This window comes from uncultured Albimonas sp. (genome assembly GCF_963977235.1).
Taxonomy (GTDB): domain Bacteria; phylum Pseudomonadota; class Alphaproteobacteria; order Rhodobacterales; family Rhodobacteraceae; genus Albimonas.
The window spans coordinates 1-9,218 of sequence record NZ_CAXBOD010000101.1 but is presented as its reverse complement, the minus strand read 5'-3'; the positions used below and the strand labels follow the sequence as shown (position 1 = coordinate 9,218).

The following is a 9,218-nucleotide window of genomic DNA, read 5'->3' as shown; positions in this document are numbered from 1 at the left end:
GACCCGCCGCAGGCGGGCTTGTCCTTGACCCCTGCGGGCGAGTCGCTCAGGCATCTTCAGCGAGAGACGGATCCGGGGAACAGGCGCGGGGGCTTGTTCTTGGGTGAGTCAGGAGCCCGCCGGAGGCTCCCGCCCCCAAAGCTCCAGGCGCCCCCCTCCCCCGCGCGCGACGCAGCCAGGCCCGCCCGCAGGGCGCCCGCAGACCCTCCCCCTCGGCGGCTCGCGCCAGGCTTGACCCGGGCGCGCCCGCGTGGCCCATGCCTCGGGTCGCCAGCGAACAGGAGCCTCCATGCGCCTCGTCTTCATGGGCACGCCCGAGTTCTCGGTCCCGATCCTGCGCGCGCTTCACGCCGCGGGGCACGAGATCGCCGCCGTCTACTGCCAGCCCCCCCGTCCCGCCGGCCGGGGCAAGAAGCCCCGCCCCTCCCCCGTGCAGGCCGCCGCGGAGGCGCTGGGGATCGAGGTTCGCCACCCCGTCTCGCTGAAGGATCCCGAGTCGCAGCAGGCCTTCGCCGCCCTGCAGGCCGAGGCCGCCGTGGTGGTCGCCTACGGCCTGATCCTGCCGCGCGCCGTGCTCGACGCCCCTCCGCTCGGCTGCTGGAACCTGCACGCCTCGCTGCTGCCCCGCTGGCGCGGCGCCGCGCCGATCCAGCGCGCGATCATGGCCGGCGACGCCGAGACCGGCGTAGGCGTGATGCGCATGGAGCCCGGGCTCGACACCGGGCCGGTGCTGGCCGAGGCCCGCACCCCCATCGCCCCCGACGACACCGCGCAGGCCCTGCACGACCGCCTGTCACGGATCGCCGCGGACCTGATCGTCGAGACCCTGCCCGCCATCGCCGCCGGCCGCCCCCCGACCCCGCAGCCCGAGGACGGCGTGCTCTACGCCGCCAAGATCGACAAGGCCGAGGCGCGGATCGACTGGACGCAGCCGGCCGAGGCGCTTGACCGCCTGGTGCGCGGCCTCTCGCCCTTCCCCGGCGCGTGGTGCGAGATCGGCGGCGAGCGGGTGAAGGTGCTGCTCGCCCGCCCCGAGCCCGCGCCGGAGCCCGAAACCGCCGCCCCCGGCGAGACGCTGGACGATGCGTTGCTGGTCGCCTGCGGCGAAGGCGCCCTGCGGCTGCTGCAGGTCCAGCGCCCCGGCCGCGGCCCGATGGAGGCGCGCGAACTGCTGCGCGGCTTCCAGGTCGCGCGCGGCGAGCGGCTCGGCTGACGGCGAGACCGCCGGCCCGAAACGACAACGCCGGCCCGCGAGGGCCGGCGTCTGTGTCCTGGATCGGCTGTCTCGCGTCAGGCGCGCGCCTCGGGTGAAGGCGCGGGCCCCGCCTTCAGGCGGCGCGGCGACGGCGGGCGGCGACGCCGAGGGCGGCGAGCGCCGCGCCCAGCATTCCCAGCGCCGGCGGCAGCGGCACGGGGGAGGCGGAGCCGGAGTCGACCGGCGCGCCGGCCGAGGGCCCCTCGATCCCGCTGCCCGGAAACGGCGTCGGCGCGCCGGCCTCGGGAGCGGTCTCGGTCACCTCGGCGAGGATCGTGTAGGCGAGACCCGCGCCGTGGGTGAAGTAGAGGCCCAGCCACAGGTCGCCCGCAAAGCTGTCGGGCAGGCTGAGGGTCACCGTGCGCTCGGTCGTGTAGTAGTCGACCTGCACCTCGGCGGCGGTCGCGCCGTCCCAGCCCCAGCGGAAGGCCTCGTCGCTCCACTTGATCGTGGCGCCGGCGGAGTAGGAATAGCCGATCCCCTCGGGCGCGACGAAGGTCAGCGTCAGCGCCTGCGCGCCGGCCGCCAGGCCCGAGAAGTGGAACAGGTCATAGTCGTTGCCCGCGCCGGTCCCCGACACGCTGGACGCGCCCGCGATCGCGGTCGGCGAAGACCAGTTGGAAGAGAACTCTCCGGCGTCGGACTCCGACACGGTCAGGGCGAAGGCCCCGGTGACCGGCAGGACCGCGAGGGCGAGCCCGGCAACAGCCGCGCGGCAGAAGCCGGCGGAACGACGCGACGCAGCGAACATGTCAGGCATTCCCAGTGATGCGACCCAGTGTCAGCCCGACTCCCCAGCCAGCTGACGTCCGCGTCATTTAGAGACGGACTCGTTTGCACGCAAGCGGTATTAACGACGATTTTGCGGCGGTGACCCAAATGCCCCTGTCGGACGGCAGGGCGGTTGCCGCGAAGCTGAAAGTCCGGACATTTTCAATAAAAAACGCAACGTTCTCAGTTGCTTTTCCGGTTCGCCCGACGCCCGCCCCGGGCGCGTCAGACCCGCCGAGCGGCCCGACGCCCCGGCCCGAAACGCCGCCGCCTCGGCGGTCTGCGTCCGAAACGACTCAACCTCGGGAATCCCCTCTGCAACCGGATCCCCGCGCGGCTCAGAGCCGGTCGATGCGGCGCAGGGCGTCGCGGCGGGCGAAGGGTTTCATCGCCCCGCCATGCTCGGCGAGGAAGGCGCGCACCCGCTCGGGATCGCGGGCCGAGAGGCTGCGCAGCCACCAGGCGACCGACTTCTGGATGAACCACTCGCGGTCGGCGACATAGTCTGCGGCCCAGGAGAGGATGCGCTCCCGACGCTCCAGATCCTCGGGCGAGGGATGGCGCAGCTTCGACCAGGGCAGCGTGAAGACCATCGCCGCGCGCCGGGTCCACATATGCTCGGCGCGGGTCCAGCCCTCGACCTCGTCGAGCCGCGAGGGATCGGCCGACAGCCGCCGGGCGCCCGCGTCGGCGACGTGGTCGGCCAGCGCCCAGCCGTCGAGCTGCGGAACCCAGGAGACGATCAGCTCCCACACCGGTGCGTCGCCCTCGGGCCCCTCGCCGCGGATGCGGGCCTGGGTCAGCAGCTTGGCGGCCGCGATCCGGGCCTCGAACACGCCCGTTTCCCACAGCGCCGAGGCGAGCGCCGCGCGGCCGGCGACGGTCGGGTCCTCGGCCCGCCAGGCGTCGGTCAGCGCGGTGATCTCGGGGACCGGGACGCCCAGCATCTCGCGCTCGGTCTTGTGATAGGCGGCGGCCTTCGCCGCCCGCTCGGGGTCGGAGAGCGCCCGCAACGCCGTCATCGCCCGCACCGGGTCGACCCGGGCGGGGGCGGCGGGATCGGCTGATCCAGGATCTGTCATCGGGTCCGCCCGGCCGGCGCGCGGGGTCAGGAGCGGCGGCTCATGATCACGTGCTGGGTCTTCTTGCCGATGGTGCGGGTGCCGTGCAGACGCCCGTCGTCGGCGATCCAGTATTCGACCACCGCCGGGCCCTTGCGGACCCGCATCTTCCCCTCGGGGCTGATGCGGCCCTTGCGGGTGAAGGCGGTGGCGTCGGGGAAGAAGCCGGGCCCGTGCGCGTCGAACATCAGCACGTTGCCCGAGGGGTCGACGTTCATCACCCACAGGTCATGACAGACCGAGCCGTCCCAGGCCCCGCCGCCCCAGGCGCCCAGAAAAGCCTTCATGTCCTCGGGCACGCCGGCGGCGGGCTTCTCGATGCGGATCGGCTGGTAGGGATCCACGGTGTAGCAGTCCGCCTGGTAGAGATTGGTCACAGGCTTGGGGGCCGGCTTCTTCTCGCCGCAGGCGACGAGGCCGAAGGCCAGCGCGCCGACAAGAGCCAGCCGCGCACAAGACGATATCATCCGATCGCTCCTGATCCGCGCGCTCCGCGGCCCCGACCGCCCACGCGCGTGTTCCGCTCGTTCCATCGAGCCGCCCGCCTGGGGACCGGCGACCTCCGGGTCTTTGCCCGTTCGCGGCAATCTACTCCACCGTGACCGATTTAGCCAAGTTCCGCGGCTGGTCCACGTCCTTTCCCAGAAACGCCGCCGCATAATAGGCCAGCAGCTGCGCGGGAACCGCATAGACGATCGGCGCGATGAAGGGATCGCAGTCGGGCATCACGACCACGCGAGCGGCGCCCTCGGCCGCCGTCTGCGCGCCGATGGCGTCGGTGAACAGGATCACCCGGCCGCCGCGGGCCATCACCTCCTGCATGTTCGACACGGTCTTGTCGAACAGCGCGTCGCGCGGGGCCAGCACCACCACCGGCACCGTCGAATCGACCAGCGCGATGGGCCCGTGCTTGAGCTCGCCCGAGGCATAGCCCTCGGCATGGATGTAGCTGATTTCCTTCAGCTTCAGCGCGCCTTCGAGGGCCAGCGGATAGAACGGGCCGCGGCCCAGGTAGAGCACGTCGCGCGCCTCGGCCATCTCGCGCGCGGCGGCCTCGATCTCGGGCGCCGCGGCGATCGCCTCGGCCAGGTGGCGCGGGGTCTCGGAGAGCACGCGCACCAGGCGTTTCTCCTCCTCCGGGCTCAGGTGGCCGCGCTGACGGGCCGCGAGGATCGCGAGCGTGGCCAGCGTCACCAGCTGCGAGGTGAAGGCTTTCGTGGACGCGACCCCGATCTCGGGCCCCGCCAGGATCGGCAGCACCACCCCGGATTCGCGCGCGATGGTCGAGGTGGTGACGTTGACCACCGAGACGACGTGACCCACCTGCGGCGCGGCGTGGCGCAGGGCCGCGAGCGTGTCGGCCGTCTCGCCCGACTGGGAGACGAACACCGCCACGTCGCGCTTCGACAGCGGCGGCTCGCGGTAGCGGAACTCGGAGGCCACGTCGATCTCGACCGGCAGGCGGGCCAGCTTCTCGAACCAGTATTTGGCGATATGGCAGGCGTAATGCGCCGTGCCGCAGGCGACCAGCACGATCCGGTCGGCCTGCGCGAAGTCCACCGCCTCGGCCTCGGAGCGGATCATCCCGCTCTCGTTGTCGACATAGTGGGCGAGCGCATAGGCCGAGACCGTGGGCTGCTCGTTCACTTCCTTGAGCATGAAGTGCTTGTAGCCGGCCTTGTCGACCAGCACCGAGGAGACCTCGATGATCTGCACCGGCCGCGTCGCCGGGGCGCCCGAGGCGTCGTGCACCTGCGCGCCCGCCCTCGTGACCACGGCGAGGTCGCCCTCCTCCAGATAGGCGATCCGGTTGGTCATCGGCGCCAGCGCCAGCGCGTCGGAGCCCACGAACATCTCCCCCTCGCCATAGCCGATGGCAAGCGGGGAGCCCCGCCGCGCCGCGACGATCAGGTCGTCCTCGCCCTCGAACAGGAACGCGAGCGCAAAGGCCCCCTCGAGCTTCGCGAGCGTCGCCGCGGCCGCGTCGGTCGGCGCGAGCTGGCGGTCAAGGAACGACTGGCAGAGGTGGACGATGGTCTCGGTGTCGGTCTGGGTGACGAAGGAATGGCCCTCGGCCTTCAGCTGCTCGCGCAGTTCGCGGAAGTTCTCGATGATGCCGTTGTGGACCACCGCGACGCGCGCCGAGGCGTGGGGATGGGCGTTGAGCGTGGTGGCCGCGCCGTGGGTGGCCCAGCGGGTGTGGCCGATGCCGACCGACCCCGCGATGGGCGCGCTTTCCAGCAGCCTCGCCAGCTCCGAGAGCTTGCCGGTCGCGCGGCGGCGATCCAGCCGGCCGTCCTGAACGGTGGCGATCCCGGCGCTGTCGTAGCCGCGGTATTCCAGGCGCTTCAGCGCGTCGAGCAGGATCGGAGCCGCCTCGCGCCCCTTGCCCAGGATTCCGACGATGCCGCACATGCGCGGTCCCCTTTCTTCTGTCCCGCGCCCGCCGACCCCTCGGCGGGCGCGCCGTCTCAGGTTTTCGAGCGGGTCGCCTTTTCGGCCGCCAGCCGCTCGCGCAGGCGGGCGGCGGCGCCGGGGCGCACCTCCTGCCGGCCGCGAGCCACGGCCAGCGCCTGGGCCGGCACATCCTCGACCACCACCGAGCCTGCGCCGACCGAGGCGCCCTCGCCCACCGACACCGGCGCCACCAGCGCGGTGTTCGAGCCGATGAACGCGTCCGCCCCGATCGAGGTGCGGTGCTTCATGAAGCCGTCGTAGTTGCAGGTGATCGTGCCCGCCCCGACGTTGGCCCGCGCGCCGATGTCGGCGTCCCCGATATAGGTCAGGTGGTTGGCCTTGGCCCCCTCGCCGAGGGTTGCGTTCTTCACCTCGACGAAGTTGCCGACATGGGCCTGCGCCCCGATCTGCGCGCCCGGGCGGAGACGGGCAAAGGGGCCGACCACGGCGCCCGAGGCGATCGCGCAGCCCTCGAGATGGCAGAAGGCCTTGATCTCGACCCCGCTCTCGATGCGCACGCCGGGGCCGAACACCACGTTGGGGGCGAGGCTGACGTCAGGCGCGATCTGGGTGTCGAAGGCGAAGAACACCGTCTCGGGCGCGGTCAGGGTCACGCCCCGCTCCATCGCCTCGGCGCGCATCCGGGACTGGAAGGCGGCCTCGGCGGCGGCGAGGTCGCTGCGGGAGTTCACGCCAAGCGTCTCGGCCTCCGGGCACTCCACCGCGGCGGCGGCGGCGCCGTCCGCGCGGGCGATGGCCACGAGGTCGGTCAGGTAGAACTCCCCCTTGGCGTTGTCGTCGGAGACGCGGTCGAGCCAGGTCCACAGCCGCGCGGAGTCGATGCACATCACGCCCGAGTTGCAGAAGTCGATCGCGAGCTGTTCGGGCGTCGCCTCCCTGGCCTCGACGATGGCGGTCAGCTCGCCGCCCTCGACGATCAGCCGGCCGTAGGGCGCGGGGTCCGCGGCCCGGAAGCCCAGCACCACCACCGCGGCGCCGTCCGCCCGCGCCGCGGACATCGACGCCAGGCTCTCGGGCCGCACCAGGGGGGTGTCGCCATAGAGGACCAGCACGTCCCCCTCGAACCCCGCAAGCGCCTCGCGCGCCTGCAGGGCGGCGTGGGCGGTGCCCAGGCGGTCGCGCTGCGGGACGTCGATGGCGTCGGGGCGCAGGGCGCGGGCCGCCTCGCCCACCGCCGGCGCCTCGGGGGAGGTGACGACGACCACCCGCGCGGGGCTCAGCGCCTGGGCGGCGCGCAGCACATGGGCCAGCATCGGCGCGCCGCCCACCGGGTGCAGCACCTTGGGCAGGGCCGAGCGCATGCGCGTGCCCTGCCCGGCGGCGAGGACGACGACGGCGACGGGCCGGGGGGCCGCGGGTCGGGCGGAGGAGGCGTCTGGACGGTTCATGACGCAGCATTTACCACCGCGCGAGGCGGCGAGGAAACGGCGAGGCGGGTCATATGTTGTTGCATTGCATTTCGGCCGCGGCGCCTCTGGGCCCGAGGGGCCGCGCATGACCCGCGGGGCGCTGTTCGACCTTGACGGCACGCTGGCCGACACCTCCGGCGACCTGGTGGCCGCGGCGAACGTCACGCTGGCGGGGGGCGGCCTCTCGGGGCGGCTGGATCCGGCCTCCGACGCCGGGCTCTCGGGCAAGGGCGGGCGGGCGATGCTGCGCGCGGGCCTCGCCCGCTCCGGCGTCCCGGCGGCCGAGGTCGAGCCGTGGGTGGAGGCCGCCCTCCCCCGGTTCCTGACCGAATACGAGGCCGCCATCGCCGTCCACTCCCACCTGTTCGAGGGGGTCGAGGCCGCGCTCGAGGCCCTGTCCGCGGCCGGCTGGCGTCTGGCGGTGTGCACCAACAAGCCCGAGGGCCTGGCGCGCCTGCTGCTGGCCGAGCTCGGCGTGCTGGACCGGTTCGCGGCGCTGGTCGGCGCCGACACGCTGCCGGTGCGCAAGCCCGACCCCCGCCCGGTCTGGGCCGCGGCCGAGCGCGCCGGCGCCGCGCGCGACCGCTCGGTGATGGTGGGCGACACGGTGACCGACCGCGAGGCCGCCCGCGCCGCCGGCCTGCCCTGCATCCTGATGGACATGGGCGTCTCGGCCGACGCGGTCGCCGAGCTGGAGGCGGAGGTCGTCCTCGCCCGCTACGCCGACCTCCCCGCCGCGCTCGAGCGCCTGCGCCCCCCCGCCTGAGGGCGCCGGCCCGCGCCCCCGCGCCCCCCCCCTGCCGCAAGGGCGGGCCTCGCGGACGACGATTCCCCCCGCGACCCCTCTTGACCCGCCCCCGGGCGCCCGCTAATAGCAGCGCCGGTCAGGGCGGTTAGCTCAGTTGGTAGAGCACAGTGTTCACATCGCTGGGGTCACTGGTTCGAATCCAGTACCGCCCACCACGCAGCCCTTCTCGAAACCGCCGATCCTGCGTCGCTTCGGAAGTACGCGACATTTTCAAGGGTTAGCGGCGTGTCGCGCCGAGAGAACTTCACGAGAGCACCGGAACCGGAGCGAAAACGCCCCTTGAAGGGGCGTTTGCTCTGCGGCCGAGTTTCAGGTGAGGTCTTGAGGCAAGGGTCGCGCCGCGCGGCAGGTCAGATCCGGCGAGGCTCGAAGCCGAGGACGCGGCGCTGCTCGGTCCAGTCGAGCGGCAGATCCGGCAGCCGCCTCAGCGCCCCGGCGGTCAACGTTGCCGGCTGCCCCCCATTCAGGATCGCCTCGGAGATGTCCGGCGCCAGGAAGGCCAGCGGGAGGATGCGGCTGACCGATCCCTTCCGCCCGCCCTCCCGCCGCTCGATTTCGCCGACCGATGCGGCGGCGCCCGCGAGCAGCTCGCCCGCCCATCGCCGCGCATCGGCGACCAGCGCGATCCGCGCCGCATCCGGCTTCCGCTCGCGACGGTGGAGCCCGATCACGATGGGCTTCGCCCGACCGGCCTGCCGAGTGCGGAGCAGCGCCTCGATGCGAATCGATTCGCCCGGCGCATCGGGATCCGCCTCGCCCCTGAGAAGCGCTGGTCTGATTATGATCGCCAAAGTCTCGCGGCCCAACTCGATTCGCTCCACCAGGTCGATCAGCGACGCGATGCGATCATCCGTTTCGGCGGAGAGGGAGGCGGCGTGATTCAGCGCGTCCGTGATGCGCGCCGGCGGGACGCCGGCCTGATGCAGGTCCGCGGCGAGATGATCTTCGTCGCCGAGATGGGCTTTGAGGGTGCGCCCGACGAAACTCTCCAGCTCCTCCGCCGGCATCCGCATCGCCGGCGCGTCGCCGTCCGGCTGGGAGGAGTAGTACCAGTACCGCTTGCGCACGACGCCCTGCCCGGCCTTCACCGAGCGCGATGCATGGGTCGGCTTCATCGCGCGACCCCGCGCATCGAACAGCAGCCCGTCGAGCGGCCGCGCCGATAAGCGAGCCGAGCCGGATCGCTTGCCGCCGCCGTTGTCGTCGAGCGCTCGCTGCACTGCGTCCCAAGTGTCGCCGTCCAAGATCGCTTCGTGCATTCCCGGATGCCGTTCGCCCTTGAGCCGCGTCTCGCCGATGTAGACCGGGTTGCGCAGGAGTTCGTAGAGCACCCCCCGCGAGAGCGGCTTGCCGCCCGAGCCGTTCGCCCGCCGCTT

The 9,218-nt window shown here is 72.8% G+C and carries 8 protein-coding genes and 1 tRNA gene; 3 read left to right on the top strand and 6 right to left on the bottom strand.

The window, feature by feature from the left end; genetic code table 11:
* Positions 1–289: 289 nt before the first annotated feature.
* On the top strand, positions 290–1,213 hold the full coding sequence (gene fmt / locus AAC134_RS22855; RefSeq protein WP_339951945.1) for a methionyl-tRNA formyltransferase: 924 nt from the start codon (positions 290–292) through the stop codon (positions 1,211–1,213).
* 115 nt (positions 1,214–1,328) lie between these two features.
* Here fmt and AAC134_RS22850 read toward each other — a convergent pair whose 3' ends face one another.
* From AAC134_RS22850 to glmU, 5 genes are all read right to left on the bottom strand, one after another.
* Positions 1,329–2,006 (bottom strand): hypothetical protein, encoded by a 678-nt coding sequence (locus tag AAC134_RS22850; protein ID WP_339951943.1) that lies wholly within the window; start codon positions 2,004–2,006, stop codon positions 1,329–1,331.
* Positions 2,007–2,364: 358 nt separating this feature from the next.
* Positions 2,365–3,108 (bottom strand): DNA alkylation repair protein, encoded by a 744-nt coding sequence (locus AAC134_RS22845; protein ID WP_339951941.1) that lies wholly within the window; start codon positions 3,106–3,108, stop codon positions 2,365–2,367.
* A gap of 26 nt (positions 3,109–3,134) precedes the next feature.
* The gene (locus tag AAC134_RS22840) at positions 3,135–3,614 is read right to left on the bottom strand and encodes a hypothetical protein (RefSeq protein WP_339951939.1); all 480 of its coding nucleotides are present in this window, start codon (positions 3,612–3,614) and stop codon (positions 3,135–3,137) included.
* A 121-nt stretch (positions 3,615–3,735) separates the two neighbouring features.
* The gene (gene glmS / locus AAC134_RS22835; RefSeq protein ID WP_339951937.1) at positions 3,736–5,562 is read right to left on the bottom strand and encodes a glutamine--fructose-6-phosphate transaminase (isomerizing); all 1,827 of its coding nucleotides are present in this window, start codon (positions 5,560–5,562) and stop codon (positions 3,736–3,738) included.
* Between the two features lie 56 nt (positions 5,563–5,618).
* Complete coding sequence (gene glmU / locus AAC134_RS22830) at positions 5,619–7,013, bottom strand: bifunctional UDP-N-acetylglucosamine diphosphorylase/glucosamine-1-phosphate N-acetyltransferase GlmU (RefSeq protein WP_339951935.1); 1,395 nt, start codon at positions 7,011–7,013, stop codon at positions 5,619–5,621.
* Between the two features lie 106 nt (positions 7,014–7,119).
* Here glmU and AAC134_RS22825 point away from each other — a divergent pair, with 106 nt between their 5' ends.
* Entirely contained in the window at positions 7,120–7,800 is a 681-nt protein-coding gene (locus tag AAC134_RS22825) for an HAD-IA family hydrolase (protein ID WP_339951933.1), read from the top strand.
* A 121-nt stretch (positions 7,801–7,921) separates the two neighbouring features.
* Positions 7,922–7,997 (top strand) — tRNA-Val (locus AAC134_RS22820).
* A gap of 195 nt (positions 7,998–8,192) precedes the next feature.
* On the opposite strand, the gene AAC134_RS22815 is transcribed toward AAC134_RS22820, so the two are convergent.
* On the bottom strand, positions 8,193–9,218 hold a 1,026-nt coding region (locus AAC134_RS22815; protein WP_339951931.1), incomplete at its 5' end, for a recombinase family protein.